Source organism: Mesorhizobium sp. LNJC394B00 (assembly GCF_000502555.1).
GTDB lineage: Bacteria > Pseudomonadota > Alphaproteobacteria > Rhizobiales > Rhizobiaceae > Mesorhizobium.
The window spans coordinates 139,844-165,780 of sequence record NZ_AYWH01000002.1; the positions used below are offsets into that span (position 1 = coordinate 139,844).

Here is a 25,937-nt window from a genome sequence, read left to right on the forward strand (position 1 = left end):
AACCCCGACGAGTACACGCTCCGTCGCTAATACTATCCGAATCCCAGTGTATAGCGAGCATGATTGTTTGCTTTACACGTACAAGATTTCAAAGTTGTTTATTGTGACAATTCAGCAACAGTAATTTAGCCTGAGCTCATGTACCGTATTGGCTTCCCCGCCAGGCTCGGCTGTTGTATCAACGCGCTCGGCGAAACCCTGACACGACGAGGATCGGGTGGCTTCATTGCTGAGAACCGTTTGTGGCCGGGCCGCCTGGGTCGGCGCGCTATGGCTGGTCGTGACGGCAGGGTCGGCGCTTGCCGAAGAGCCGAAGTCAACCACATCTGCCGAGACCAAGCCTGCAGAAGGCAATCCGTGGGCGCTAAACTGCGCCAGCGGATCGGCCGGCATCGAGCTTCAATGCCAGGTCTCCCAAAACCTTACCGAGGCCAAGACGGGGCAGCGCGTTCTTACCGTTACGGTTCGCCGCGACAACGGCAATGGCAACCTCGCCATGCTGCTGGCCTTGCCGCACGGGCTGTTCCTGCCTTCCGGCGCCTCGTACCAGATCGACCAGGGGCAGAAGACGACCATTGCCATCCAGACCAGCGACCAGAACGGCGCCTATGCCGCGACCCCTTTGTCGGCGGACCTCGTCAAGGCGATGAAATCGGGAACCAACCTGAACATCGGCATGGAGTCGGTGACGCGCAAGCCGGTGACCATTCCGGTCTCGCTTGCCGGATTCACTGCCGCGATCGACAAGCTTCAAGCGTTGAAATAGCCGGCCTATCTCGGCAGATGCGTAAGCATCAGCTTACGTTATGGACTGGCCGGGCTCACACGTGCTTGCGGCCGCCTGTCTCGCGGAACCAGCTGTCGGGGTAAGGATACCACCAGTCCTGGATCGCCGGTCTGTGGTCGATGATGACCATCTTGGAGCGTCGGAAGGCGTCGAGTCCCTGGCGTCCCAGCTCGCGGCCAAGGCCTGATGCCTTCCAGCCGCCGAAGGGCAAGGCGTCATTGTCGATCAGCGGGTTGTTGACCCAGACCATGCCGGCCTCGAGCCGCTCGGCCGCCTCATGCGCCTCGGCGAGGTCGGTGGTGAACACCGAGGCGCCGAGGCCGAACGGGCTGTCATTGGCAAGCCGGATCGCCTCGTCGAAATCCTTGACGCGGCAGATCGCGGCGACCGGTCCGAAACACTCTTCGCGCACGATCGCCATATCGGGGGTGACGCCGGTCAGGATCGTTGGCTCGTAGAACCAGCCAGTGTTGTGCGCCGGCGGAATGCGCCCGCCGGCAACGGCTATAGCGCCGTTGCTGATAGCATCATCGACCAGCCGCATCACTTTCGCCCGGGCGGCTTCGCTGACCAGCGGGCCGATCTCGGTCTTGTCCATGCCATTGCCGATGCGCAGCGCCCGCGTCTTCTCGGCGAACAGCTCGACGAAGCGATCGTGAACCGAGTCGACGACAAAGAAGCGTTCGGCCGAGGTGCAGACCTGGCCGGTCAGGTGGAAGGCGGCGGTGACGCTGCCGGCTGCCGCCACGTCGAGCGGCGCGTGCTCGCTGATGATCAGCGGATCGCTGCCGCCGGCTTCGATGACGCAAGGCTTCATGCGCTCGGCGCAGGCGACTGCCACGGCTTTGCCGGCGGCGACCGAGCCGGTGAAGGCGACAGCGTGGGTGCGCTCGGAGGCGATCAGCGCCTGCGCGGTGGCGGCCGTGCCGGGCAGGCAGGAGACCAGCCCTTCGGGCAGCGAGCGGAACACGGTCATGTAATCGAGTGTCGACAGCGTCGTGGCTTCGGCCGGCTTGATGATGCAGCCATTGCCGGCGGCAAGCGAGGCCGCAACGGTCCAGCACATCAGCAGGATCGGGAAGTTGTAAGGCATGATGTGCACGGAGACGCCATACGGCTCGTAGCGCGCATACTGGAACGACCCGGCCTGCGTCGTACCGGCGATCTTGCCGGCGTCGTCGCGCGCCATCTCGGCATAGTAGCGGAAGATCGGCGCGCAATTGGCGATCTCGCCGATCGCTTCGGGATAGGGCTTGCCCATCTCGCGCACCATCAGCTCGGCGCAGCGCGTGAAGTCCGCCGCCTCGATGGCGTTGGCGACCGCATGCAGATGCTTTGCCCGGCTCTTGGCATCGAGCTGCTTCCAGGCGGCTTGTGCCGTGGTTGCGGCACACAGCACCGCATCGACCTCACCGTCCGTTGCGGCGGAGATCGAGCCGACGGTCTCCAGCGTCGCCGGATCGATCACCGGTTTTGCCGTGCCGGTCATCGGCCGGTAGTCCGGATTGACGAAGAAAGCCGGCCGTTCAGCGGAGAATTGCATGGTCGTCCTTTCAGGTCCGCTCAGCGGATCATGTAGACCTTCTTGATGGTCTCATGGACGGTGCAGACGCCTTTCCAATTCTGAGGAAAGAACGCCGCCGTGTCCGGCTCGATCTGGATGACCTCGCCCGATTCGTGCACATAGGTGCAGCGGCCCTCAAGGAAGTGGCAGAACTCGTCGCGGGTGACATGGCAGTGCCATTTGCCGGGGGTGCAGACCCACAGGCCGCATTCCGAACGGCCCTCCGGCCCCTTGTAGAGCAGCTTGCCCGAGGTGTGGGACACGCCCTCGATCATGGTCGGGATGACGCCCCAGTCGACGAGGTCGGTGATGGCAAGCGGGGATTGCATGATGGGCGTGGTCATGGCGATTTCCTTTAAAAAAGTGCTCAGCGGCACATGAAGGCCTTGGTCAGTGTTTGCGTGATGGTGGAGGTGCCGGCCCAGCCGGCGGGGAAGAACACCAGCATGCCGGCCTCGACCGGGATCTCTTCGCCATTCTCGCGGACATAGGTCCCGCGGCCCGACAGGAAATGGCAGAACTCGTCGGCGGCAAAGGTAACCTTGCGGCTGCCTGGCGTGCACGACCACAGGCCGCATTCGCTTGAGCCGTCCGGGTTCTGCGAGAGGATCCTGCCCGAGGCGCGCGGCGAGCCGGCAAGCGTGTTGCTGCCCCCGCCCCAGTCCTCCAGTTTCACGGTCGAGGCCTTTGGCCAGTGCGGTGTCGGCATATTGGGAAGCTCCGTTGCTGTTCAAGCCAGCATGTAGACGTTGCGCATGGTCTCATGCACGGTGTATTCGCCTGTCCAGCCGGCAGGGAACATGACCACGGTCCCGGCTGCGACTTCTACCACCTCCCCGGCATCCGACCGGTACGTCGCGCGGCCGGCGACGAAATGGCACAATTCGTCGCGCGGAATCGAGAGCCGCCAGCGGCCGGGCGTGCACACCCAGATGCCGGATTCCGGCTGGTTGTTGGGCCCCTTGTGCACCAGCCTGCCGGTCGAGTGCGACGCGCCGTCCAGCGCGTCGGACTGGGCGCCCCAGTCGACGAGGTCGGTGCGGGTGGAGGCTTGGTAGAGGTGTGGGGCGGAGGAGGTCACAGCAGCGCCTCCAGCAGCCCGGCTGCCTTCTCAGGCCCGTTCTGGGCCTGCATCTGCGCCGAGGTCTTCGCCAGCCTGATCTTCATCTTGGGGTCAGTCAGGCAGGCTTCGATCCTGCTGATCAGCTGGGCGTCGCTCCAGTCGTAGCGCGGCATGCCGAAGCCGTGGCCGGTTTCCTGGACGCGGGTGGCGTTGTCGTGGCCGTCCCAGACATAGGGCATGATGATGGCCGGCTTGCCGAAATAGAGGCACTCTGTGAACGAGTTGTTGCCGCCATGGTGGATGACCGCATCGACTTGCGGAATGACCGAAGGCTGCGGAAACCAGCTCTCGACGATGACGTTGCCCGGCACATCCGTGTACTGGTCCTTGTAGCCGCCGACATTGACCAGCGCGCGGTAACGGGTCTTGCCCAGTGTTGCGATTATGCGCTTCAACAAATCGACATCGCCAGCGCCGAGGCTGCCGAAGGAGACATAGAGCAGCGGCCCGTCATTGTTCTCGGCGAAGGTCGGCACGGCGTATGGCTTTTCCTGCCGCACGCAGCCTTCGAGATACTGGAATTTCGTCGTATCAAGCGGATGGCGGCGTTTGAACTTTGCCGCTTCGGGATAGAGCAGCAGATTGAGATAGGGCGAGGCCTCGAAGAACTGACCGACCGGGTATGGCGCTTCATTGTTTGCGGTGAGGAAGGCGTTGAAGTCGTCGTGGATGGGCTTGATCACCGCATTGAAATGATCGCGATAGCGCTGGTGGCCGACATGGTCGTTCTCGCCGCAACCGGAGAGATGCGGCGGGATGTCCTCATCCTCGATCTCGTTTTCCGAGCAGGAGATGACGCGCACCCAGGGCTTGCCGAACTGCTTGATGGCCGGGAAGAGGATGACGTTGTCGACGCAGATCACGTCCGGCTCGATGGCGGCCAGAACGCGCGGCAGATCCTTCTGCGCCCACTTGGCGCTGTCGACGATCGCCGTCCAGCAATCCTTCACATAATTGTCGACCTGGTCGTAGGGCGATTTGCGGAAGTTCGGGATGTGGCCGTTGATGAAATCCTCCCAGAATTTGGCCATCTGCTCGGGTGGCATCGGTTCCGACAGGTTCACCGGATGCGCCTCGAAGCCGTAGCCCTTGTAGACATCGACGAAGCCGGGGTCGGACAGGAACACAGCCTTGTGGCCGCGCGCCTCAACCGCTTGCGCGATGCCGACGGAATTGAGCGCCGGGCCGTAGGCTGCCTCCGGAAAAAACGCGATCGTCCTCTGCGCCATAAGGCTTCTCCTATTCTGCAAAAATTCTGACATCGGCGGCGTCCCAGCCGAGTTCGACCTGGTCGCCCGACGAGGCCGGCCGGCGGTCGGCGGCATCGGCGGTGACGCGCACCAGGAACGGTTTTGGCGACAAGGGCGTGCGGACATGCAGCTGCAAATCGAGCCCGTGATAGGCCAGTGCCTCGACAGCGCCGGTGGTGCGGTTCGCGGTCTCGGGTGACGGGAACAGCCGGATGCGTTCGGGCCGCACCGAGGCCACGGCGGAAGCGCCGGGTGTGAGCGCGGCGGGAACCTTGCCGGCAATGCGCGCGCCGTTCGCGGCGATCACGCCATCCGCAGACACCTTGCCCGGTACGAAATTCATCACGCCGATGAAGTCGGCGACGAAACGGTCGGCGGGATGCTCGTAGATCGCATGCGGCGCGTCGCATTGCAGCAGTCTGCCGTCCTTGAGCACCGCCATGCGGTCGGCCATGACGAGTGACTCTTCCTGGTCGTGGGTGACGATGACGAAGGTGATGCCGACTTCGTGCTGCAGGCGCTTCAACTCCAACTGCATGGCGCCGCGCAGTTTCTTGTCGAGCGCTCCGAGCGGTTCGTCGAGCAGCAGCAACCGAGGCCGTTTGACCAGCGCGCGGGCGAGCGCGACGCGCTGCTTCTGGCCACCCGACAATTGCTCAGGCTTACGGTCGGCGAAGGGGACAAGCTCGGTGGTGGCCAGAATGGCGTCGACGCGGGAACGGATTTCAGCTTTCGGCAAGCGCTCCATCTCCAGCCCGTAGGAGACATTGGCGCGCACGCTCATATGCGGGAACAGCGCGTAGGACTGGAACATCAGATTGACCGGCCGCTTGTTGGGCGGGGTGCGGGCGATGTCCTTGCCATCGAGCAGTATGCGGCCGTCGGTTGGCGTCTCGAAGCCGGCCAGCATGCGCAGCAGCGTGGTCTTGCCGCAGCCGGAGGGTCCAAGCAGCGCGAAGAACTCGTTTTCGCGGATGTCGAGCGAGATGCCGTCGACGGCGGTGACCCGGCCGAACTTCTTCGAAACGTTATCAATGGCCAGCAGCGTGCGCGGTTGGCTCATTGGCCGATTATCCCACGGTTGAGCCGCTGCGACAGGGTCAGCGCGGTGATCGATACCGCCATGACGATGGTCGCCAGCGCGTTGATCTCCGGCGTGATGCCGAAGCGGATCATGGCGTAGATCTGCATCGGCAGCGTGGTCGAGGCGCGGCCGGCACCGGCGGTGAAGAAGGCGATGATGAACTCGTCGACCGAGAGCGTGAAGGCAAGCAGAGCGCCGGCAATCACTGCCGGCGCGATCACCGGCAATGTCACACGCCGGAAGGTGGTCAGAGCCGAGGCGCCGAGGTCGGCGGAGGCCTCGACGATCGACCAGTCGAAACTCTTTAGCCTTGCGCGCACCACCGAGCAGACGAAGGCGAGGTTGAAGACGACATGGGCGAGGATGATGGTGTGCAGGCCCATGGTCAGGTTTAGCATGGAGAAGAACGACAGCAGAGCGATCGCCAGGACGATGTCGGGGATGATCATCGGTGCGAAGACCAGCGCCTCGAGACCCCTGCCGTATTGCCGGCGCATCTCGATGCCGATGGCCAGCAGCGTGCCGAGCAGCGTGGCGATGGCCGTGGAGACCAACGCCACGATCAGCGTGTTGAGCGCAGCGGAAAGGATGGCGGAGTTGCCGGCCAGCGAGGCATACCATTTCAGCGAAAAGCCCGACCATGCCGTCGGCAATCCGCCTTCGTTGAAGGACAGCGCCACCAGCACGGCGATCGGGATGTAGAGGAAGGCGAAGACGAGGGTGAGGATCGTCCGCATGCCGAGCGTACGGGTGAAGGAATGGGTCATCGCCGGCCTCCGACAATTGGAAGGCAAGCGAACGACCAGAGTCCTTCTCCCTGTTCACGGGTAGAAGATACCGGCAGGCAGATGAGGGGCAGCGCTGAGCGTCGCAAAGGTTGACGCCGCCCCTCATCCGCCCCTTCGGGGCACCTTCTCCCGGTGAACGGGGAGAAGGCAAGAATTGCGCAGCGCTCAGCCATCGGCGTCACCCTTTGCCTCAGCCGCACGCCCCGCGGCGCGGTCGGCGGCGAGCGCCTGCGCGATCAGCACCAGAAGCATGATGGCGATCAGCGCCATCGCCAATGCCGCGCCAAACGGCCAGTCATTGGCGGTCAGGAACTGGTCGTAGACGAGGTTGCCGATCATCTGGAAGCGGCCGCCGCCAAGCAGCGCCGGGGTGACGAAATTGCCGATCGACAGCACGAAGACGAAGACGGCGCCCGCAGCGATGCCGGGCACGGTCAGCGGCAGGATGACACGTCGGAAGGTGGTGGCGGCCGAAGCGCCGAGATCGCGCGATGCTTCGGCCAGTTCCGGGTTGAGGCGCGACAGCGGCGCGTAGCAGGCGAGGATGACGAAGGGCAGATAGTTGTAGACGAGGCCTGCGATGACCGAGCCTTCGGTATAGAGCATCGAGGGCGGTTCGCCGGTGTAGCCGAACCAGCGCAAGAGCTGGGTGATCAGCCCTTCGCGGTTCAGCAGCACGATCCAGGCATAGGTGCGGATCAGATAGTTGGACCAGAACGGCAGCACGGCGAAGAACAGGAAAATTGGCTGCCACCGGCGCGGTGCGGCCGCGATCGCATAGGCTGCGGCATAGCCGATCACCACCGCAATCAAGGTCGCGGTGCCGGCGATACGTGCTGAGTTGAGGAAGATGCCGGCATAGAGCGGGTCGAAGACCAACCCGAAATTTTCCAGCGTCAAAGTGTAGTCGATGCCGCCATAGACGCCGCGCCGGAAGAAGGCGAGCGCCAGCACCAGGGCGCATGGAATAACCATCAGCGCGGTCAGCCAGACCAGCGCCGGGGCCATCAGCTGAGAGGAACGGGAGGTCCGCGTCACGCCGCACCCCCCTCTGCCCTGCCGGGCATCTCCCCCTCAAGGGGGGAGATTAGCAGTTCCAACCTCTCGCTTGCTTTCAAACATCGAAGATCGGCGAAAGCGACGCCACAGCCGATCTCCCCCCTTGAGTGGGAGATGACCGGCAGGCCAGAGGGGGGCGTGAAGGAACGCAAGCTTGCTTCCAGCAATCGAAGTGGCAGGCCGCTTACTGCGCGGCCTTGATCTCGCTGACGATCTTGGAATAATCGCGCTGGGCTTCGCCGACGTCACGCAACTGCTCGAACTTGACGAGATCGGCCACCGGCATCGCCATGTTGGGGAATTTGGCCAGGAAGTCGGCCGGCAGGCTTTCCATCGCCGGCTTGTTCGGCACCTTGTAGTCGATGTTCTGCGCCGCCCAGGCGTGGTTCTTGGCGTCGAGCATGAAGTTGATGAACTTGAAGGCGTCGTCCTTGTGCTCGGACGCCTTCATCACCACCATCGTGTCGACCCACAGGTCCGAACCTTCTTTAGGGATGACGTATTTGATCTCCGGCTTGTCAGCGATGCCGTAATTGCACCAGCCGTCCCAGGCCTGCACCATCAGCGCCTCGCCGGAAACCAGCTTGGAATAGAAGGTGGTGTCGTCATAGGCGAGCAGGGTCTTCTTGGCGGAGATCAAGAGGTCCTTGACCTCGGCCATCTTGGCCGGGTCGGTCTCGTTGACCGAATAGCCCTTGTCGAGCTGCCCGGCGGCCAGCAGCCAGCGATCGGTCGCCAGCATGGTGGTCTTGCCCTTCATCTCGTCGGAAGGGGCGAGCAGGTCGCTCCAGCTCGTGGGCGCCGTCTTGACAAGGTCAGAGCGGTAGCAGAGGCCCGTCGTGCCCCAGGTGTAAGGCACGGAGAAAGCGTTGCCGACATCGTGCGGCAGCTTGGTCGCTTCGGGATAGAGGTTGGCGAGGTTGGGGATCTTGGCATGGTCGATCGGCTCGGTCAGGCCAAGCTTGTTTAATACTTCGGCGAAGGGCGAGGAGACGAAGACCACGTCATAGCCCTTGCCGCCGGCGGCAATCAGCTTGCCCATGATCTCTTCATTGGTGGCGTGCACCACCACTTCGCCGGCAACGCCGGTGGCGGTCTTGAAAGCGGCCATGGCGTCGGGTGCCATGTACCCATCCCAGTTCGAAATAACGAGGTCGGCTGCGGCGGCCGGCACCGAGAGCGTCAGAGCGAGACCGAGAGCGATTGAGGATGTATTGAGCGCACGGCGCCGCAGGCTGGTAGCGGTCATGGCAGTCTCCCATTCGGTTTGATCGTCGAAATCATTTGCCGGACCAAGGCCGGCGACGCGCGCCTGCCTCGATCCTGTTCCCTCGGTCTTTTCTTGCCGATTGTGCCGACAGTACTATTGCAGAAAAAAGTACGTCAATCCATAATCTGTCAACCGACGGAGGAATTTGGCCGATTGTGCCTGTTCCGGCGATCAGCCAGACCAATGCGCCACATTCGCATTCGAGAAAAGTCATGCAAGCCGTAGCCAGACGACCTCGCACCAACCATCTCGATCTGGCGCAACGCATCCTGGATGTGGCGCGGCAGCGTGGCTTCGAGCCTGGCGCCCGCCTGCCCGAACAGCAGATCGCCTCGCTGTGCAATGTCTCGCGCACGCCCGTACGCGCGGCACTCGGCCTGCTCGCGGAACGGGGCGTGGTGCGCTGGGAGGCCGACAGCGGTTATCATCTGACGGTCGACCTCGCCGCCCAGCCCGCCATTGCCGCCGAACTACCCAGTGCGGAGGAAGACGAGCTCGCCGAAGCCATCCTGCGCGACCGCTCGGCGCGACGGTTGGACCAGACGGTGACCATCGCGGGGCTGATGCGACGCTACGACGCTGATCGCAAGACGGTACTAAAAGCACTTAACAAACTGACCGACGAGAATCTTCTGGATCGTGCGCCTGGGCAATCCTGGTTGTTTCGCCGCGCGCCGGACGATCCGGAGGCGCAAGGCGAAAGCTACGAGTTCCGCCTGGTGCTAGAGCCGGCGGCCATCCTGACGCCAGGCTTTCGGCTGGACGGGGCGCGGGCAGCAATGTTGCGGCAAGGCATGGAAGCGCTTGCAGCGCTGCCGGACGAGACATTCGACACGCGCGAGTTCCAGCGGCTGGACATGGATTTTCATGGCATGATCGCCGAGGGCTGCGCCAACCGTTTTGTGTCGGATGCATTGGCCGATCATCTCCGCCTGCGCCGGCTGCCGGGCATCTATTCCGGCGTCAACGTGTTTCGGCTGCGGCAATCGTTGCGCGAACACTCGGGCATACTCGACTATCTTGAAAGCCGGCAGTATGAGGTGGCTGCCGATCTGCTTCGCATCCACCTGCGGCTCTCCCGCAGCCAGCGACCGCAAGCAGCCAGCCGCGGAGCTCCCGCACTGTTCAGCATGATCAGCCGGCCGGATTGAAGAGGAATAATTGACGCGTAAAGCCAGCCCGACCATCGCGCTGTTTCCCGAAGCCAGTTTCGGCGCCGCGTTGAATTGCGTCGGTATCGCACAGGCATTGCGCGCACGGGGCGCTCGCCCCGTCTTCATCTGCCATGCCGGCTTCTCCGGCGTCTTTACCGACTATGGCTTCCAGGAATACCATCTGCCGACGGATGAGCCGCTGAGCGACAGCGACCGCCAGAGCTATTGGCAGGCCTTCGTGCGCCGGCACCTGCCGCATTTCCGGCTGAGCCCGATCGACCAGCTCGAGACCTATGTCGCGCCGACCTGGCAAGCGATCGTCGACACCGCCGTCAACGCCGAGGCGCCGCTGCGCCAATTGCTGGCGCGGCTGAAGCCGGACGCGGTGGTGCTCGACAACGTCATCATGTTCCCGGCGATCGCCGCCGCCGGCTGCCCGTGGGTGCGCGTCGTCTCCTGTGCCGAGACGGAACTGCCGGATGCCGAGGTGCCGCCCTATCTCTCGGGGATGGGTGCCGACGACCCGCAACGTGCGGCGTTCGAAGCGCGCTATCTCGCGGCCTCCGCACCCGCGCATGAGCGCTTCAACCGTTTTCGTGCGGATGCCGGCCTGGCGCCGTTGCCCAAGGGCCTGTTCCTCGAGACATCACCCGACCTCAATCTGCTGCTGACGCCAGCGATCGTACGGCGTGAGCGGGCCGAGCCGCTCGACCCCAAACGCTTTGTCTATCTCGAAGGCTGCGTGCGTTCGGAAGGGCCATTCGAGGTGCCGGTGTTTCCGCGCAATGGCGGCCCGCTGGTCTATGTCAGCTTCGGCAGCCTCGGCGCGATGGATGTCGGGCTGATCGAGCGCATGCTCGCCGTCTTCGACAGGCTGCCGGCGCGCTTCATCGTCAATGCCGGCGGCCTGCGCGACGCCTATCGCGCGGTGCCGGACAATGTCTATCTCGACGCCTGGTTTCCGCAGCCTTCGGTGGTGGCGAAGTCGGACCTGTTCATCCACCATGGCGGCAACAACAGCTTTTGCGAGGCGCTGCGCTTCGGCGTGCCGTCGCTGATCATGCCCTATTGCTGGGACGGTCACGACAATGCGCAACGCGCGGGAGAGACAGGTGTCGGCGACCATATCGGCCGCGACGCCTGGACGGAAGGGGGATTGGAGAGAGCCATTCTCGGCCTGCTGGCCGACGATGCGATGCGCGCCCGCCTCAGGGACAATGCTGCCAAGATGGCGCTGACCCCTGGAACGGATGTGGCCGCGCAAGCCATACTCTCTCTCATAGGTACGTGAACCAAAATGCAGGACAAAAATACCAACACCGCTCTCTTCACCGGCAACGATCCCAAGGCCTGGCTCGCCCAGCACGGCATCACGGAGGTCGAGTGCCTGGTGCCCGACATGAATGGCGTGCTGCGCGGCAAGGCGCTGCCGACAGCAAAATTCCTCAAGGCGCTGGAAGACCGCGCACTTTACCTGCCGAGCAGCGCTTTCCTGGTCAGCATCGATGGCCGCTACTCCGGTTCGATCGACGAAGGCTTTGCCTATCAAGACCCGGATATGCGCATGGTGCTTGATATGTCGACGCTGTGCCTGGCGCCGGGCGGTGGCGCTGGCAAAGCCTATGTCTTCGCCGACGCCTTCCACATGGAAGGCAAGCCCTGGATGGCCTCGCCACGACATGTGCTGCGCGCCGTGCTCGATCTCTACCGGAAGCGCGGTTGGCGCGCGGTGGTGGCGCCGGAAGTCGAATTCTATCTGACCGCGCCCAATCCGAATCCCGACCAGCCGCTGACGGCACCGGTTGGCGCCAATGGCCGCGCCGAGGGCTCGCAGCATCCCTATGACATGGTGGCGCTGGAAGAATTCGAGCCGGTGATAAGGCGCGTCTATGATTATGCCGCAGCCGCCGGCCTGCCGCTCGACACGCTGATCCATGAATCGGGCACCGCGCAGCTGGAGATCAATCTGCTGCACGGCGACGCGGTGCCACTCGCCGACCAGGTGCTGCTGTTCAAGCGGCTGACGCGCCAGGCAGCGCAGCAGAGCGGCATGCACGCCACCTTCATGGCCAAGCCGATCGCCGCGCAGGCCGGCAGCTCGATGCATCTGCACATGTCTGTCGTCGATGAAACGACAGGCGCCGCGCTGTTTTCCGACAGAGATGATGCAGATACCGAAATGTTCGGCCATTTCATCGGCGGCCTGCAGAAATATGTGCCCGAGATCATGCCGCTATTCGCACCCAACGTGAACTCGTTCCGCCGCATCCGGCCGAACCACAGCGCGCCGGCCAACATCGAATGGTCGCATGACAACCGCTCCTGCGGCCTGCGCGTGCCGGCAGGTGGCCGCGCCGCCCGGCGGGTAGAGAACCGCTTGCCGGGTGCGGATTGCAATCCCTATCTGGCGATCGCCGGTTCGCTGCTTGCCGGCTATCTCGGCGTCGAGCAGAAGCTGGCGCGCTCGGCTGAGGCCTCGGGCAATGCCTACAGGATCAAAAGCACGCTGCCGAAAACGATGGAGGAGGCGCTTGATCGTTTCACTGCTTGCGAGCCGGTGCGGGCATTGCTCGGCGAGGATTTTTTCCAGACCTATCTGCGCGTCAAGAGCGTCGAACTCGACCTGTTCCAAAGCGTGGTGACGAGTTGGGAACGCGACCATTTGCTGCTGAAGGTGTGATCATGGCCTCCGGCTCAACGGGTTTCAATTCGGGCCTCGATATCGGCAAATCCTACTATGTCGCCACCGCCAATCCGGCGCCGGACCATCCGGCGCTGGTGGGAGATGTCGGCGCCGATCTGGTGGTGGTCGGCGGCGGCTGCACCGGCCTGTCGGCCGCCCTTCATGCCGCCGAGCGCGGCCTGAAGGTGGTGCTGCTCGAAGGCGGCAAGATCGGCTGGGGCGCGTCGGGCCGCAATGGCGGCCAGATGATCCCCGGCCTGCGCAAAGGCGCCAAGGGGCTGGTCAAGCTCTACGGCCCCGAGCGGGCGAAGGCGCTGTTCGACCTCGCCTTCGAGGCGCGGGGCCTGGTGCTCGACATCATCGAGCGCCACACCATCGACTGCGATCTGCGGCTGACCGGCCATCTCGTCGGTGCCGTTAATGGCTCCGACCTCAGGGATCTCGAAGACGAGGCCAAATGCCTCGAGAGCGTGATGAAGTTCCACGACGTCGAGATCCTGTCGGCGGCGCAGGCACGCGGCAAGGTGGACACGCCCTATCATGGCGCCATGTATGAGCCGCTTGGCGGCCATATGCATCCGCTGAACTACACGCTCGGCCTTGCCCGTGCCGCCGTGGCGGCCGGTGTCGTCATCCATGAAAATTCCGTCGCGGTAAAGCTGGAGCGCGAGCCTTCGATCCGGGTCTCGACGGCGCAGGGGTCGGTAAGGGCCAAACATGTCGTGCTGGCCGGCGACGCGTTGCTGCATGGGCTGGAGCCGCGCGTCAACAGCCGCATCATGCCGGTCGGCAACTACATCGTCGCCACCGAACCGCTGGAGGGCAAACACAATGTCATCCCGGCCAATGTCGCGGTGTCCGACACGCGCTTCGTCGTCAACTACTACCGCATGTCGGCGGACGGTCGGCTGCTATTCGGCGGCGGCGAGCGCTACACGCCATCGCCGCCGGCCGACATCGCCGGCTTCGTGCGGCCGCACATGGAGGCCACCTTCCCGCAACTGAAGGGCTGCCGCATCGATCATGCCTGGGGCGGTCTGGTGTCGGTGACCACGTCGCGGCTGCCGCATGTCGGGCACTATGGCGAGGTCTATTTCGCGCATGGCTATTCCGGCAAGGGCGTCATCCTGTCAACGCTGTCGGGCAAGCTCTTGGCCGAAGCGATTACGGGCGACGCCTCGCGGCTGGACCTGTTCTCGACGCTGACGCCGATGCCGTTCCCGGGCGGTACGGCGCTGCGGGGCTTGCTCTATGTGCTGGGGATGTTGTGGTACGCCATGCGCGACCGCATCAAGCATTGAGGCTGCTGCCGGCGGGCGCGAAATCATTGGAGGCGATTTCATGCGTGATTTTCAGTTCCCCGGACGCTCGCCGGTTCGCGCGACAGAAGCGATGGCGGCGACATCGCATTCGCTGGCGACGCTGGCCGCCATCGACATGCTGCGCTCCGGCGGCAATGCCATGGATGCCGCTGTCTGCGCTGCGGCGGTGCAAGGCGTCGTCGAGCCGCAATCGACCGGCATCGGCGGCGACTGTTTTGTGCTCTACAGCCCCAAAGGCGAGGGCGAGGTGCTGGCCTTCAACGGCTCGGGGCGATCGCCTGCTGCTGCAAATGCCGATTGGTTTCTGGAGCGGGGCCATGGCGAACTGCCTGGAACCGGACCGCATGCCGTCACCGTTCCGGGCGCCATCGACGCGTGGTGCCGGCTGCTTGAAGATCACGGCAGGAAGGGCATCGACGCCGCGCTGGCTCCGGCCATTCGCTATGCCGAACAAGGCTATGTCGTTCATGATCGCGTCGCCTTCGATTGGGCTGACGAGGTCGCCCTGCTCGCCGCCGACGAACATGCGGCGCGGATCTTCCTGCCGAACGGCCGGGCACCACAGGCCGGTGATGTGCATCGGCAGCCGGAACTCGCGGAAACCTTGCGCATAATCTCAAAGCAAGGTCGCGCCGGCTTCTATGAGGGCGAGGTCGCCGGTGATCTGGTGGCGCGTCTCGGCGCGCTGGGCGGGCTGCATGCGCTGGACGATTTCGCTGCAACCAAGGGCGACTACGTCACGTCGGTGAATACGTCCTATCGCGGCTACGATATCCATCAGATGCCACCGAACAATCAGGGCATGACGGCGCTGATCATGCTGAATGTGCTTTCGGGCTTCAGCCTTGGTTCGTTGGAGCCGAACAGTGCCCAGCGGCTGCATCTCGAGATCGAAGCCGGCCGGCTTGCCTACCAGGACCGCGATACTTTCATCGGCGACCAGGATTTCGTCCAGGTCCCCGTCGAACAACTGCTGTCGGCAGCCTATGCGGAGCGGCTGCGCGCCGCCATCGATCCGGCCCTCGCCATGACGCATCTGCCGCGGCTTGAGCTGCCGCGCAGCGACACCGTCTATATCTCCGTGGTCGACCGCGACCGCAATGCAGTCAGCTTCATCAACTCGACCTTCGGTTCCTTCGGCAGCGGCGTCGTCGGTCCCAAGACAGGCGTCGTGCTGCAGAATCGCGGCAGCAGTTTTCGCCTCACGGAAGGCCATCCAAATCGTATCGCGCCGCGAAAGCGACCGATGCACACCATCATGCCTGGCATGGCGACGCGAGGGGGTAAGGTGGTGATGCCGTTCGGGGTGATGGGCGGCGGCTACCAGCCGTTCGGCCATGTCCATCTGTTGACCAACATGATCGATTTCGGGATGGACCCGCAGCAGGCACTGGATGCGCCACGGGTGTTCTACAAGGACAATGCCGTGCTGGCCGAGCGCGGGATTCCGGCTGAGGCGATCGCCGGCCTGCGTCAGCGCGGTCATCAGGTTTCGATCGCCGAGGAGCCGCATGGCGGCGGCCAGCTGGTGCTGATCGATTGGGAAAAGGGCACGCTCACCGGTGCCTCCGATCCTCGCAAGGACGGTTGTGCGCTGGGCTACTGATCTGCGTTGCTGGAATGCGCATTCAGAACCAGATCAGCCAGACAAGCTGCAGGGTTACCAGTGCAATGGCGTCCCAGAAGATGAGTTCGCCTGTCGAGAACCAGCGCCGCGACCGGTTGAAGCTGTAGAACAGCCACCAGACCAAGGCTGCGGCGGCCAGCGGCACCAAAGCGAGCAGCGTGCTCACGGCAGCCGCGCTCCCGACACAGCATCGAACGTGTGCAGCGCTGCCGGCGGAAAGCGTAGATAAAGCGGCTGGCCGGGATCGAAAGCGCGATCGTCATTCACAGTCCTGACGATCAGCGCGTTGGCCTCGCTATTGGCGAAGATCAGCACGTCCGGCTCGACCGGTTCGACGACGTCGACGGCAAACAGGATGGCGTCGCCGGCAGTCGCGTCGACAAGCTGGATCTGCTCCGGGCGAATGCCGAGCACGATGGGACCATCAGGCTTTCCCGGAAGCGGGCAAGTGAAACCGCTGGCGTGGAAGACGCCGGCGCGGACATCGCCATCGAACGTGTTCATCGCTGGACGGCCGATGAATTCGGCGATGAAGCGATTGGCAGGCCGCCGATAGATCTCGCGCGGGTCGTCGTACTGGATCAGTGCGCCTTCGCGCAACACCGCGACCCTGGTCGCCAGCGTCATCGCCTCTTCCTGGTCGTGGGTGACGAAGACGAAGGTCTTTTTCAGCTCGCGATGCAGACGCTTCAGCTCGGTGCGCATGTGGAGCCGCAACAAGGCGTCGAGATTGGACAGCGGCTCGTCCATCAGACAGAGGCTCGGCTGCCAGACGAGTGCGCGGGCCACAGCCACGCGCTGCGCCTGGCCGCCCGACAATTGCGAAGGGCGGCGGTCGAGGTAACGGGTGATTTCGAGCAGCTCGGCCATGGCGCGGACGCAGCGGTCAAGCTCGGCGGCCGGCATCTTTCGGATGCGCAAGGGATAGGCGATGTTCTCGTAGACGCTCTTATGGCTGTAGAGCGCATAGTTCTGGAACACCATGCCCATGCCGCGCAGGCGCGGCGGCAGGTCGGTGACATCGAGGCCCTCGACCATGATGCGCCCGGCGGTCGGCCGCTCCAGCCCGGCGAGCAGCCGGCAGGCTGTCGTCTTGCCGGAACCGGACGGGCCGAGCAGAACCAGGAATTCGCCGGGCTCGAAAGCAAGATCGAGCGCCTGCAGCGCCACCGTCCCGTCCGGGAAGGCCTTGGTGACGCCGTCGAAAACAATTGCCATACAAGATCCCTTCAACCCTTGACCGCGCCGAAGGTGAGGCCGCGGACGAGCTGTTTCTGGACAAGGAACGTGAAAAGCACGATCGGCAGCGTTGCCACGATCGCGACTGCCGCGACCTGTCCCCAGAGCGTGCCATGCGGCGTCACCAGCCCCGGTATGCCGACGGTCAGCGGCCGCCCGTCGAAAGCGACGAGGATGAAGGCATAGAGGAACTCGTTCCACGACAGGATGAAGCAGAGCACCGCTGTGGCGCCGATGCCGGGTGCGGCCAGCGGCGCGACGACGAAGAAGAATGCGCCGAGCCGCGAGCGGCCGTCCATCATCGCGGCCTCGTCGATCTCCCTGGGGATTTCGGCGAAGAAGCCGCGCATCATCCAGACGACGAGCGACAGGTTGAAGGAGGTGTGGGCGATCACAACGGCGTAGATGGTGTCGATCAGGCCCAGCGAGGTGAAGAACAGGAACAGCGGCACGGCGATTGAGATCGGCGGCGCCATGCGCGTGGTCAGGAAGAAGAAGAACAGGTCTTCCTTGCCGGGAAAATCCGAGCGGGCAAAGCCATAGGCCGCTGGCGCGCCGATGACGATGCAGAGTATGGTCGACGACACCGNCCGAGATCAGCACCGAATTGATCGCCAGCGGCCAGTATCCCTTGTCGATGAAGACGGCGGGATAGTTGGCAAGCGTCGGCGAAAAAATCCATTTCGGCACAGAAGACAGAAGATCGACGCGGTTCTTGAACGACGCCAGCACCATCCAGACATAAGGCGTCAGCGCCACCACGACGGCGACGAGCAACACCGCCCAGGCAAAGCTTTTCCAGGCGCGGTTGGTGGACTGATCGATCATCGCAGCGCCCTCAAAACGCCCCCACCTGCTTGCGGCTCGACCAGTAGACGGCCTTGTAGAAGACCGAGCACAGGATCAGCACGACGAGATAGATCATGAAGGCGACCGCGGCGCCGTAGCCGAGGTCCCAGTTACGGAAATTGACGCGGTAGGCGTAGATCGAGACCAGCTCGGTCAGCGTTCCCGGTCCGCCGCCGGTCATCAGGAAAACCTTGTCGAACTCCTTGAAGGCGTCGATGCCGCGCAGCAGCAGCACGAGCGCGATGACCGGCCGCAGCAGCGGCAGCATGACGTTTCGGAAAATCTGGAACGGTTTGGCGCCATCCATCATCGCCGCCTCGAACGGCGCGCGCGGCAGGCTCATCATCCCGGCGAGCATGATCAGGGTGACGAAAGGCGTCCACTGCCAGACATCGATGGCGACGATGGTCGGAAACACCAGGTCGGGTGCCGAAAGCACCGCCGAATTCTGCGCCAGCAGGCCGACCTTGCGCATGTAGAAGGTGAGCATGCCGAAATCGCCCTGCAACAGCAGCCGCCAGATCAGCCCGACGGCGACCGGCGCGATCATCATCGGGATGAGCAGCAGTGTGGTGAGAAGCCGCTGGCTGGCGACGAAGCGGAAGATCAGGAAGGCCAGCGCAAAGCCGAGCAGGAATTCCAGGCCGACGGCGATGATGACGAATTTCAGCGTCAGCAGGAACGATGCCCAGAAGAATGGGTCGTTGCGCATCAGCTTGCGGAAATTGTCGAAACCGACGAAGGCGCCGGCATGGCTGGCGTCGGCGAAGCTGAGGTCGGTCAGCGCGGTGTAGACCATGTAGTAGAACGGGCCGACCAGGAAGACGACGACGAGCAGCGTCGCCGGCAGCATCAAGAGCGGCCCCACCCCACGGTCGAGAAGCGGCATTCCGCGCGGCGATGGAGTGCGGTTCGTCACGGGCGTTTCCTGCGGACAAGAACGGCTACCCGCTTGTGCGGGTAGCCTCTGCGCGACATCTCAAGGCCTATCGTGCCGGATAGGTCATGGGTGCGCAAGAACCGAGCAGTGTCGAGATGTCGGTGGCGGCGGTGTCGAGGGCGGCCTGCGCCTCCTTTTCGCCGGCGAGGTAGGATGACAGTTCGCGCACTAGTATGTCGGTCATCTCGGCCGATTGCGGCAGCGTCGCCTTCGGCACCGCATGCTCGTTGGCCTCCATCGAAGCCTTGGCATAGGGCAGCTTCTGCACCTCGGCGGAGGCATAGACATCCGGCCGACCTGAAGCGCCGCCATTGAGATGCTGTTCGAGCTGGCGGTCATAGCCCATCATCCACTGGACGAAGAGGAAGGCGGCCTGCTGGTTCTTCGAATAGACCGGGATGAGATAGGTCCAGCCCTCGACCTGGCCGATCTTCCCGCCGTCGCCTTGCGGCACGAGATCGAAGCCAACCTTGCCGACCACGGTGGAGGCCGTGGTGTCGACCGACACGGCATAGGTTGCGTCGTTCCACATGATCAGCTCGGCGACCTTGGCTTGCTGCATCAGCGCCATGACATCATCCCAGAAATAGTTGAGGCTGTCCGGCGGCGAGAATTGCAGCAGGCTCTTGTAATATTCGAGCGAGGCGACGGCCTTGGGGCTGTTGACGATGACCGGGCCGCAGGCCGAGCCGCTCTTCACGTCGAGCACGTCGCCGCCGAAGGAATAAAGGAAATTGAGCCACTCATACCACAGTGCCTCATGGCGCTTGCCCTGCAGGGCGGTGCCGTAAAAACCCTGGTCGGGGCGATAGAACCATTCGGCGATATCGCGGTATTGCTTCCAGTCCTTGGCGGGAGCGAGGCCGTAGCCATACTTGGCCTTGAAGCCTGCCTGCTCCTTGGGATCGGCGAGCAGGTCCGAGCGATACCACATGAACATGTTGAGCACTGTGAAGGGGAAGCCGTACTCCTTGCCGTCATACCAGGAGATTTCGTGCCAGGCGGTCTGGTAGAGCTGCTTCTCCGGCTCGAAGCTCGGATCGCGCAAAGCCGGGTCGGCCATCATCTTGGCGATTTCGACCAGATGGTTGTTGGTGGCGAACTTGCCGAGTTCGCGATGCGGCTGGATGATGACGTCGTAGCGGCCGCGGTGCGAGTTGAGATCGAGCTGCACCTTGTTGACGGCTTCCGAGTGCTCGTACATCTCGACTTCGACATGGATGCCGGTCTGTTTTTCAAACTCCGGCGCCATCTTCTTCAGCGCTTCGAGCGGCGGCAGCGCCTCGCCGACCATGCGGATGGTCTGGCCGCTATAGGGTTTCGACGCCTCTTTCAGATCCCACGCGTCCGCTTGTGTCACTTGCCACGTCAGGGGCCACACAAATACGACTGCGACGAGCAGTCTGGACGCGGTACGTCTCAGCGGCTTGAGCATTCTTCCCTCTCCCTAGAAGTCGTGCCTGGCGGGCCGGCGCCCGTTTTGTCATAAAATGTGTGGTACTGCAAATCAAAATGTGGCACCTTGCAACAAATGGTTGGGAGGTGTTAACAGACCGGCAGCAAACCGGCTTTCCCGACCAGGCGAGGGACCTTTCGGATGGACTTCATCTTCATGCTGACGCGCAACGATCGCACGGTCGAGGACTGTCTCGACCTGGTCGATTTGATTGAGCCGGTCGGCCTGAAGCATGTCGGCTTCAAGGATATTGGCGTCGCGCCGGATGTGCTGCGCAAGCTCGCTGTCGCCATTGGCCGGACAGGCGCCACCACTTACATGGAAGTTGTCTCGACGACGGCTGAGGCCTGCCTTAATTCCGCGCGCATCGCCAGGGATCTCGGCATCCAGCGCCTGCTCGGTGGTACCCAGGTCGACGAGATCATGGCGTTGCTGGAGGGGAGCGGCACCGAATACTACCCTTTTCCCGGGCGGCCGGTCGGCCATCCGACCAAGCTCGGCGGTTCGGCCGAGGATGTCGAGGCCGACTGCCGGGCCTTCGCCGAGAAGGGTTGTGCGGGATGCGACATCCTCGCCTATCGCGCCACCGAGGCCGACCCGGCCGAACTGGTGCGCGCAGCCCGGCGCGGGCTTGGTCCGTCGCGGCATCTGATCGTCGCCGGCGCTGTGGCATCAGCCGATCGGATCAAGGCAATCAAGCTGGCCGGCGCCAACGCTTTTACCATTGGCACAGCGGTTTTCGATGGCTCCTATTCGCCGACGAAAGGTTCTATCCTCTCGCAACTGCGGGATGTCCTCGCGGATTGCGAGCGTGTCTAATGCCAGTCATCGGCATCGATCTCGGCACACAAAGCCTAAAGGCGATCGTTGTCGATGACGAATTGCGGCTGCGTGGCGAGGCCGCTGTGTTGTACCAGCCGGCCTTCCCGGCGCCCGGCTGGGCCGAACAGAACCCGGCGCTGTGGCTGGCGGCGCTCAAGCCGGCCATTGCCGGCGCGCTCGACAAGGCTGGGCTTGCGCCGTCCGACATCAAGGGTATTGCCATTGCCGGCCAGCTCGACGGCTGCGTCGCGGTCGATCGCAATGGTGAGGCGCTGGCTCCGTGCATCATCTGGATGGACCGGCGGGCGGCAGGAGAGATCGCCGCCATCGACCCGGACTTCATCCGTGAGCGCACCGGTCTCGTTCTGGACGCCACCCATATGGCGGCGAAAATCCGCTGGGCCGCGCGCAACCTGCCCGAAGCGCGCCGAGTGGCGCTCTGGCATCAACCGGTATCATTCGTGGTCGCAGCGTTGTGCGGTCGTGCCGTCATCGATCACGCGCTGGCCTCGACGACCATGCTCTATGGGCTGAAGGAGCACAATTATGCCGGCGATCTGCTGGCGGCCTTCGACATCGATGCACATAAATTGCCCGGCATCGACGATGCATCTGAGATCGCCGGCGCCTTGACCCACGCCGGCGCCGAGCTCACCGGTCTTCCTGTGGGCACGCCGCTGGCGGTCGGCACCGGCGATGATTTTTCGGCCGCCATAGGCGCCGGGGTTGTCGTGCCCGGTGTCGTCGCCTGCAATCTCGGCACGGCCGAAGTGGTCGGCGCGGTGTCCGGCACGCTTCGCCTCGACCCCGGCGGCCTGGTCGAGACCCATGGCTTTCTCGGCGACGGCTATTTCATCTCCAATCCCGGATGGCTCTCGGGCGGCGCGGTGACGTGGTTTCTAACAACCTTCGGCGTCGATTCGCCGGCGGCGATGTCGGAACTGGCGGCGACGGTGGTTGCCGGCAGCGACGATTTGCTGTTCTTGCCCGCGTTGTCCGGTGCCATGGCGCCGCGCTGGATCGCCGAAGCGCGTGCCGCTTTCTACGGCCTGACATCCTTCCACGGCAAAGCCGCTTGTGCCCGTGCCGTGCTGGAGGGCTGTGCCTTTGCCATGCGCGACGTGGTCGACCGGCTGGACGATCTCGATATCGCGACGGATCGCATCCGGCTCTCAGGCGGTGGCGCGCGCAGCCGGGTATGGGCGCAAATCCGTGCCGATGTCAGCGGCAGGCCGGTCGAGATCGCGGGTGCGGCCGATGCCTCGCCGATCGGTGCGGCAATCCTTGCCGCCGCAGCCATCGGCCTTACCTCCTCAGTGCAGCAGGCGGCTGAAAGGCTGGCCGGCCACATCGAGACGATCGACCCTGATCCTTCCGCCAAGGCCGCCTACGACAGAAGTTACCGCCGGTATCGCACCTTGTTCGATGCCCTGACCCCGCTTCATGCTGATTGACCGGACTGCATCCTATGTCCAGACAAATGCTCGATCGCCTTATTGCCGGCACGCTGCCTGACCCGGACAGCCAGGGAATGCTGTCGGTGCCGCTGAAGACCATCGTCATAGGGCGCGGTCTCGGCGACGAGGCCGATGCGCTGGTCAAGCCGCTGCCGCTCGGCCGCAAGCTCGCCGTGGTCATGGATCCCGACACAAGGCTGGCGCTGGGTGAGAGGGTGTCGATCGGACTGCGTGGCAGCAGCGATGTCGACAAGATCATCCTGCCGCGCCATCCGCATCCGGACATGGACGCGGTGCGATCGGTGATCGCACGCACGAAAGACGCCAGCGGCCTGGTCGCGGTCGGATCTGGCTCGATCAACGACATCACCAAATATGCTGCCCATCTCACCCAAAAACCTTATGCGGTGTTCGGCACCGCGCCATCGATGAACGGCTACACCTCGGTGTCGGCGGCAATCACCGAGGACGGCCTGAAGAAATCGCTGACGGCCAGCCTGCCGGTCGGCGTCTTCCTCGATCTCGATGTCATGGCGCGGGCGCCGCACCGGCTGATCGCTGCCGGCTTCGGCGATTCGATGGCGCGGCCGACCGCGCAGACCGATTGGCTGATGGCGCATCTATTGCTCGGCACGCCCTACAGGCAGGCGCCGTTCATGCTTCTGGCCGAGGACGAGAAGGCGCTCATCGCCAAGGCCGGCGAACTCGGGACCGGCGACCTTGAGGCGATGGAAGTGCTGGTGCGCACGCTGGTCATGTCCGGTCTCGGCATGACACTGTGCGGCGGCTCTTATCCGGCCAGCCAGGGCGAACATCTGATCGCCCACTATATCGACATGCGGGGCCAGGGATTGCCTGAGGCGCATCACGGCGAACACGTAGCGGTGACGACGTTGACGATGGCGCGGCTGCAGGAGCGCGTGCTGGCACTGCCGGAGCTGCAGCTCGCGCCGTCCGCGGATACGCCAGAACGCTTCATCGAGATCTTCGGCGAAACGCTCGGACGTTCCTGCTGGGCGGCATTCAAGCCCAAGCTGCTGGACCGCGAACGGGCAAACGCCATCAACACCATGCTGGCCAAGCAATGGCGCTCGCATCGTGAAAGGCTGGTGCGGGTGGCACGCCCGGCGCGCGAGATCGCGGCAGCACTGCGCGCCGCCGGCGCGCCGACCACGCCGCAGGAGGTTGCCATACCGGCTGGCTTCTACGACGAGGCGGTCGCCAATGCCCGGCTGATCCGCGACAGGTTCACCATGCTCGACGTCGCGGCTGCCTCGCTCGAAACGGTTGCGGCGGGAGCCTGAGCGGGTGCTGCGTCCGCTTGCCGACTTCACCGCGCTAGACCGGCGCAACATCGCCGTCGTTCTGACCGATATCGACGACACCTTGACCGACAAGGGACGGCTGCCGGCAAAAGCCTATGCGGCGCTCGAGCGGCTGAAGCAGGCCGGCTTCCTTGTCGCGCCGGTGACCGGCCGCCCTGCCGGCTGGTGCGACCTGATCGCGCGGCAATGGCCGGTCGATGGCGTGATCGGCGAGAACGGCGCTTTCTATTTCCGCTATGACGGCACTGCCAAGCGCATCGTTCGTCACTATGCCAGGAGTGCCGGGGAAAGGCAGGCTGACGCGGCGCGCCTGCGCGAGATCGAACGCGCCGTGCTCGCGGAAATTCCGGGTGCGGCGGTCGCCGCTGACCAGGCCTATCGCGAAGCCGATTTGGCGATCGATTTTCGCGAGGATGTCGCGCCGCTGCCCAAATCTGAAGTGCTGAAGATCGTCGCTATCTTTCAGCGCTATGGAGCGGCGGCGAAAATCTCGTCCATCCATGTCAATGGCTGGTTCGGCAAATACGACAAACTGTCAACAAGCCGGCTATTCTTGCGCGACTGTTTTGGTATAGACATAGACCACGACAAGGACAGCATTGTCTTCGTCGGCGATAGTCCAAACGATGCGCCAATGTTCGGCTTCTTCCCCAACAGCGTCGGTGTCGCTAATGTGCTGGACTTCGCCGGCGAACTTCCGGCATCTCCTGCCTTCGTCACAAGCGGGCGCGGCGCGCAAGGGTTTGCCGAGCTTGCCGACGCACTGATTGCTGCAAAGGGAATGGAATAATCATGGATCAGGGCCGACTGACGAAGAAGGAGCGGCACGCGCTTATCCTTTCGGAAGTGCGCCGGTCGGCGTCCATCCGCATCTCCAAACTTGCACGGCGCATCGGCGTCGCCGGCGAGACCATCCGCCGCGATCTCATCGAACTCGGCGATGCCGGGCTGATCAACCGCACCTATGGCGGTGCGACGATCTCGCTGGTGACATCAGAGCCGGTGATTTCGGAGCGCGGCCTGACCCTGGTCGAGGAGCGCGCCCGCATCGGCCGCGGCGCAGCGGGCCTGGTCCAGAAGGGCCAGATCGTGATGATCGATGGCGGTTCGACCACTTATGAGGTGGCGCGCAACCTTTCGCAGCTGAAGCGCGACCTGACCATCATCACCAATTCCACCGGCGTGGCCTCGGTGGCCGGCGCCAATCCGACCTTCCGCGTGCTGCTTTGCCCCGGGACCTATGACAGCCGCGAAGGCAGCGTGCTTGGCGAAGACACCGTCGAGTTCCTGCGCCGCTACAATGCCGACGTCGCCATTATCGGGGCATCGGGGATAAGCGCCGATGGTCCGAGCGACATGATCTCGGGCGCCGCAGCCGTTAAACGCGCAATGATATCGCGTTCACTGTCGGCGGTGCTGGTGGTGACCCACGACAAGTTTGGCCGCAGCAGTCTGGAACGCATCTGCGGGCTCGATGACATTGCCGATATCGTCACCGACAGCGAACCGAAGGCCGACCTGCGCACTGCTGCCGAACAGGCGGGCACGGAGCTGCATGTGTTTGCCGCCGACTGATCAGCATTGGCTATCCGGCGGCATCCCGGTTGGTCAGCGCGATGTGGCAGCAGCCGGGGCCGTGGCCCGGCGTCCAGGTGACATTGTCGAAGCGCACGCCCGTTGCCTTGAACAGACCACGGTCGAAAGCGCCGGCGATGCGGCAGAGCGTGGCGAGTTTTTCATCACCGACACCGGCCTCGACCCAGGCGTCCTTCAGCGGACAACGCTTCACCTTGAAGGCGATGTGGTCCGGCCCGCGCTCGACATCGGTCGGATACATCAGGCCGCCATCCGGGCTGACGGCCAAAAATGCCTCGCCGATGGCCGGCGCGTCGTTAGGTCCGAAACGGGCGAAGGCGGCCGCCGCCACCTCCTTGCCGCGCTGCTCGATGGTGCGGATCATGATCGCCTCGGCCTTTTCCGCGCCGAGTTCGCCGGTCAGCTCGTCGAGAAACAGGCGGTAGAGATCGGCGCGGTTGCGGAAGGCGGAATCGAGTTCGCGCGAGAGTTTTTCGGCTCTGGGTGCTTCGGGATCGGTCATGATGTGTCCTTGCCTTTGACCATGATCTTGTCCGCAAACG

26 protein-coding genes are annotated in these 25,937 nt (G+C 63.8%); 11 read left to right on the forward strand and 15 right to left on the reverse strand.

Going from position 1 to position 25,937, the window contains the following annotated elements:
- Positions 1-217 precede the first annotated feature (217 nt).
- Positions 218-766 carry an invasion associated locus B family protein gene (locus X751_RS158435; protein ID WP_031196023.1) on the forward strand — a complete coding sequence of 183 codons (549 nt, stop codon included), beginning with the start codon at positions 218-220 and terminating at the stop codon, positions 764-766.
- Between the two features lie 55 nt (positions 767-821).
- Here the strand turns inward: X751_RS158435 and X751_RS158430 are convergent, their stop codons facing one another.
- The 9 genes from X751_RS158430 to X751_RS158390 all read right to left on the reverse strand — a co-directional run bounded on the left by X751_RS158430 (position 822) and on the right by X751_RS158390 (position 8,904).
- A complete protein-coding gene (locus X751_RS158430) occupies positions 822-2,330 on the reverse strand; it encodes an aldehyde dehydrogenase family protein (protein WP_023726406.1) in 1,509 nt (502 codons plus the stop codon).
- A gap of 20 nt (positions 2,331-2,350) precedes the next feature.
- Complete coding sequence (locus tag X751_RS158425; RefSeq protein WP_023672951.1) at positions 2,351-2,695, reverse strand: cupin domain-containing protein; 345 nt, start codon at positions 2,693-2,695, stop codon at positions 2,351-2,353.
- Positions 2,696-2,718: 23 nt separating this feature from the next.
- Positions 2,719-3,060, reverse strand: coding sequence for a cupin domain-containing protein (locus X751_RS158420; protein ID WP_023672950.1), 342 nt, complete (start codon positions 3,058-3,060; stop codon positions 2,719-2,721).
- Positions 3,061-3,081: 21 nt separating this feature from the next.
- The gene (locus X751_RS158415) at positions 3,082-3,432 is read right to left on the reverse strand and encodes a cupin domain-containing protein (protein ID WP_023744042.1); all 351 of its coding nucleotides are present in this window, start codon (positions 3,430-3,432) and stop codon (positions 3,082-3,084) included.
- Positions 3,429-4,703 carry a glycosyltransferase gene (locus tag X751_RS158410; RefSeq protein WP_023744043.1) on the reverse strand — a complete coding sequence of 425 codons (1,275 nt, stop codon included), beginning with the start codon at positions 4,701-4,703 and terminating at the stop codon, positions 3,429-3,431. The genes X751_RS158415 and X751_RS158410 overlap by 4 nt, the downstream gene beginning before the upstream one ends.
- 10 nt (positions 4,704-4,713) lie before the next feature.
- On the reverse strand, positions 4,714-5,787 hold the full coding sequence (locus X751_RS158405) for an ABC transporter ATP-binding protein (protein ID WP_023744044.1): 1,074 nt from the start codon (positions 5,785-5,787) through the stop codon (positions 4,714-4,716).
- Positions 5,784-6,575 carry an ABC transporter permease gene (locus tag X751_RS158400; RefSeq protein WP_023744045.1) on the reverse strand — a complete coding sequence of 264 codons (792 nt, stop codon included), beginning with the start codon at positions 6,573-6,575 and terminating at the stop codon, positions 5,784-5,786. The genes X751_RS158405 and X751_RS158400 overlap by 4 nt, the downstream gene beginning before the upstream one ends.
- 186 nt (positions 6,576-6,761) lie before the next feature.
- Positions 6,762-7,604, reverse strand: coding sequence for an ABC transporter permease (locus X751_RS158395; protein ID WP_031246953.1), 843 nt, complete (start codon positions 7,602-7,604; stop codon positions 6,762-6,764).
- Positions 7,605-7,839: 235 nt separating this feature from the next.
- Positions 7,840-8,904, reverse strand: coding sequence for a spermidine/putrescine ABC transporter substrate-binding protein (locus tag X751_RS158390; protein ID WP_023685711.1), 1,065 nt, complete (start codon positions 8,902-8,904; stop codon positions 7,840-7,842).
- Between the two features lie 233 nt (positions 8,905-9,137).
- Between X751_RS158390 and X751_RS158385 the strand changes: the two genes are divergently transcribed.
- From X751_RS158385 to ggt, 5 genes are read left to right on the forward strand one after another with little or no spacing between them, the layout of a single operon-like run.
- On the forward strand, positions 9,138-10,076 hold the full coding sequence (locus X751_RS158385) for a GntR family transcriptional regulator (protein WP_023698838.1): 939 nt from the start codon (positions 9,138-9,140) through the stop codon (positions 10,074-10,076).
- A 10-nt stretch (positions 10,077-10,086) separates the two neighbouring features.
- Complete coding sequence (locus X751_RS158380) at positions 10,087-11,370, forward strand: glycosyltransferase (protein ID WP_023698837.1); 1,284 nt, start codon at positions 10,087-10,089, stop codon at positions 11,368-11,370.
- A gap of 6 nt (positions 11,371-11,376) precedes the next feature.
- Positions 11,377-12,759 carry a glutamine synthetase family protein gene (locus tag X751_RS158375; protein ID WP_023744047.1) on the forward strand — a complete coding sequence of 461 codons (1,383 nt, stop codon included), beginning with the start codon at positions 11,377-11,379 and terminating at the stop codon, positions 12,757-12,759.
- Positions 12,760-12,761: 2 nt separating this feature from the next.
- Positions 12,762-14,063 (forward strand): FAD-binding oxidoreductase, encoded by a 1,302-nt coding sequence (locus X751_RS158370; RefSeq protein ID WP_023744048.1) that lies wholly within the window; start codon positions 12,762-12,764, stop codon positions 14,061-14,063.
- A 40-nt stretch (positions 14,064-14,103) separates the two neighbouring features.
- Complete coding sequence (ggt, locus tag X751_RS158365) at positions 14,104-15,690, forward strand: gamma-glutamyltransferase (protein ID WP_023744049.1); 1,587 nt, start codon at positions 14,104-14,106, stop codon at positions 15,688-15,690.
- A 22-nt stretch (positions 15,691-15,712) separates the two neighbouring features.
- On the opposite strand, the gene X751_RS1000000166795 is transcribed toward ggt, so the two are convergent.
- From X751_RS1000000166795 to X751_RS158350, 5 genes are all read right to left on the reverse strand, one after another.
- On the reverse strand, positions 15,713-15,877 hold the full coding sequence (locus tag X751_RS1000000166795; RefSeq protein ID WP_023701459.1) for a hypothetical protein: 165 nt from the start codon (positions 15,875-15,877) through the stop codon (positions 15,713-15,715).
- Complete coding sequence (locus X751_RS158360) at positions 15,874-16,929, reverse strand: ABC transporter ATP-binding protein (RefSeq protein ID WP_023685718.1); 1,056 nt, start codon at positions 16,927-16,929, stop codon at positions 15,874-15,876. The genes X751_RS1000000166795 and X751_RS158360 overlap by 4 nt, the downstream gene beginning before the upstream one ends.
- Positions 16,930-16,940: 11 nt before the next feature.
- Complete coding sequence (locus X751_RS01000000163560) at positions 16,941-17,537, reverse strand: carbohydrate ABC transporter permease (protein ID WP_050588581.1); 597 nt, start codon at positions 17,535-17,537, stop codon at positions 16,941-16,943.
- A gap of 251 nt (positions 17,538-17,788) precedes the next feature.
- Entirely contained in the window at positions 17,789-18,718 is a 930-nt protein-coding gene (locus X751_RS158355) for a sugar ABC transporter permease (RefSeq protein WP_155923309.1), read from the reverse strand.
- Positions 18,719-18,785: 67 nt separating this feature from the next.
- Positions 18,786-20,099: a sugar ABC transporter substrate-binding protein gene (locus X751_RS158350; protein WP_023672935.1), complete on the reverse strand. Its 1,314-nt coding sequence runs from the start codon at positions 20,097-20,099 to the stop codon at positions 18,786-18,788.
- A 237-nt stretch (positions 20,100-20,336) separates the two neighbouring features.
- On the opposite strand from X751_RS158350, the gene X751_RS158345 reads away from it, so the two are divergent.
- Genes X751_RS158345 through X751_RS158325 form a run of 5 tightly spaced genes read left to right on the forward strand, consistent with a single transcriptional unit; the run spans position 20,337 to position 25,374 of the window.
- Complete coding sequence (locus X751_RS158345) at positions 20,337-21,014, forward strand: 4-hydroxythreonine-4-phosphate dehydrogenase (RefSeq protein ID WP_023672934.1); 678 nt, start codon at positions 20,337-20,339, stop codon at positions 21,012-21,014.
- Positions 21,014-22,471 (forward strand): FGGY family carbohydrate kinase, encoded by a 1,458-nt coding sequence (locus X751_RS158340; protein ID WP_023714147.1) that lies wholly within the window; start codon positions 21,014-21,016, stop codon positions 22,469-22,471. Before X751_RS158345 ends, X751_RS158340 begins: the two co-directional genes overlap by 1 nt.
- A gap of 14 nt (positions 22,472-22,485) precedes the next feature.
- Positions 22,486-23,778: an iron-containing alcohol dehydrogenase gene (locus tag X751_RS158335; RefSeq protein WP_084013567.1), complete on the forward strand. Its 1,293-nt coding sequence runs from the start codon at positions 22,486-22,488 to the stop codon at positions 23,776-23,778.
- Between the two features lie 7 nt (positions 23,779-23,785).
- Complete coding sequence (locus tag X751_RS158330; protein WP_023692036.1) at positions 23,786-24,589, forward strand: HAD-IIB family hydrolase; 804 nt, start codon at positions 23,786-23,788, stop codon at positions 24,587-24,589.
- A gap of 2 nt (positions 24,590-24,591) precedes the next feature.
- Positions 24,592-25,374, forward strand: coding sequence for a DeoR/GlpR family DNA-binding transcription regulator (locus X751_RS158325; RefSeq protein WP_023744050.1), 783 nt, complete (start codon positions 24,592-24,594; stop codon positions 25,372-25,374).
- 10 nt (positions 25,375-25,384) lie between these two features.
- Here X751_RS158325 and X751_RS158320 read toward each other — a convergent pair whose 3' ends face one another.
- On the reverse strand, positions 25,385-25,897 hold the full coding sequence (locus X751_RS158320; protein WP_023744051.1) for an L-2-amino-thiazoline-4-carboxylic acid hydrolase: 513 nt from the start codon (positions 25,895-25,897) through the stop codon (positions 25,385-25,387).
- Positions 25,898-25,937 lie beyond the last annotated feature (40 nt).

Coding starts and splice junctions, on each gene's coding strand:
- X751_RS158430 (WP_023726406.1), bottom strand. CDS start 2,330: ATGCAATTCTCCGCTGAACGGCCGGCTTTCTTCGTCAATCCGGACTAC.
- X751_RS158425 (WP_023672951.1), bottom strand. CDS start 2,695: ATGACCACGCCCATCATGCAATCCCCGCTTGCCATCACCGACCTCGTC.
- X751_RS158420 (WP_023672950.1), bottom strand. CDS start 3,060: ATGCCGACACCGCACTGGCCAAAGGCCTCGACCGTGAAACTGGAGGAC.
- X751_RS158410 (WP_023744043.1), bottom strand. CDS start 4,703: ATGGCGCAGAGGACGATCGCGTTTTTTCCGGAGGCAGCCTACGGCCCG.
- X751_RS158405 (WP_023744044.1), bottom strand. CDS start 5,787: ATGAGCCAACCGCGCACGCTGCTGGCCATTGATAACGTTTCGAAGAAG.
- X751_RS158400 (WP_023744045.1), bottom strand. CDS start 6,575: ATGACCCATTCCTTCACCCGTACGCTCGGCATGCGGACGATCCTCACC.
- X751_RS158395 (WP_031246953.1), bottom strand. CDS start 7,604: ATGGCCCCGGCGCTGGTCTGGCTGACCGCGCTGATGGTTATTCCATGC.
- X751_RS158390 (WP_023685711.1), bottom strand. CDS start 8,904: ATGACCGCTACCAGCCTGCGGCGCCGTGCGCTCAATACATCCTCAATC.
- X751_RS158385 (WP_023698838.1), top strand. CDS start 9,138: ATGCAAGCCGTAGCCAGACGACCTCGCACCAACCATCTCGATCTGGCG.
- X751_RS158375 (WP_023744047.1), top strand. CDS start 11,377: ATGCAGGACAAAAATACCAACACCGCTCTCTTCACCGGCAACGATCCC.
- X751_RS158370 (WP_023744048.1), top strand. CDS start 12,762: ATGGCCTCCGGCTCAACGGGTTTCAATTCGGGCCTCGATATCGGCAAA.
- ggt (WP_023744049.1), top strand. CDS start 14,104: ATGCGTGATTTTCAGTTCCCCGGACGCTCGCCGGTTCGCGCGACAGAA.
- X751_RS158360 (WP_023685718.1), bottom strand. CDS start 16,929: ATGGCAATTGTTTTCGACGGCGTCACCAAGGCCTTCCCGGACGGGACG.
- X751_RS158345 (WP_023672934.1), top strand. CDS start 20,337: ATGGACTTCATCTTCATGCTGACGCGCAACGATCGCACGGTCGAGGAC.
- X751_RS158340 (WP_023714147.1), top strand. CDS start 21,014: ATGCCAGTCATCGGCATCGATCTCGGCACACAAAGCCTAAAGGCGATC.
- X751_RS158335 (WP_084013567.1), top strand. CDS start 22,486: ATGTCCAGACAAATGCTCGATCGCCTTATTGCCGGCACGCTGCCTGAC.
- X751_RS158325 (WP_023744050.1), top strand. CDS start 24,592: ATGGATCAGGGCCGACTGACGAAGAAGGAGCGGCACGCGCTTATCCTT.
- X751_RS158320 (WP_023744051.1), bottom strand. CDS start 25,897: ATGACCGATCCCGAAGCACCCAGAGCCGAAAAACTCTCGCGCGAACTC.